This window comes from Beijerinckia sp. L45 (genome assembly GCF_009765775.1).
In the GTDB taxonomy this organism is placed as follows: domain Bacteria; phylum Pseudomonadota; class Alphaproteobacteria; order Rhizobiales; family Beijerinckiaceae; genus RH-AL1.
The window spans coordinates 10,733-11,137 of record NZ_LMUU01000244.1 but is presented as its reverse complement, the minus strand read 5'-3'; the positions used below and the strand labels follow the sequence as shown (position 1 = coordinate 11,137).

The window sequence follows — 405 nt, the reverse complement described above, 5'->3', positions numbered from 1 at the left end:
CCATAGAGATGGTGTTCGCCTTCGACCGGCTTTGCCTTCGTGCCGCGGACGCCGTTCCAGGTCGTCCAGATTCCCGCGAAGGCGCAGAGCGGCCGGCTGTCGTCCAGGGCGAACCACGTGGCCGTCTTCTTCGGCTTCGTGTCGGCGTACTCGCAGAATGACGTGAATGGCACCAGGCAGCGGCTTTCGGGCCTCAGCCAGCGGCGCCAATGTGGGCTTGTCGTGTTCCGGATGTTCGTGATCGGAGCGCCGCCGAACTGCGGCGGCCCGGGCATGCCCCACCGCATCATCGTCAGCTCGCGTTCGCCGTCGTCTCCCCTGCGCACGATCGGCGCCGGGTAGTCGGTGAAGACGCCCGGCATCGGCGGCAGGTTGCCCGTCAGGTCGCGGTCGATCGCGAAGAGT

At 67.4% G+C, this 405-nt stretch carries 1 protein-coding gene; it reads right to left on the bottom strand.

Going from position 1 to position 405, the window contains the following annotated elements:
* The coding region (locus GSQ79_RS29905; protein WP_246725577.1) for an SOS response-associated peptidase family protein at positions 1–405 on the bottom strand (405 nt) is incomplete at both ends.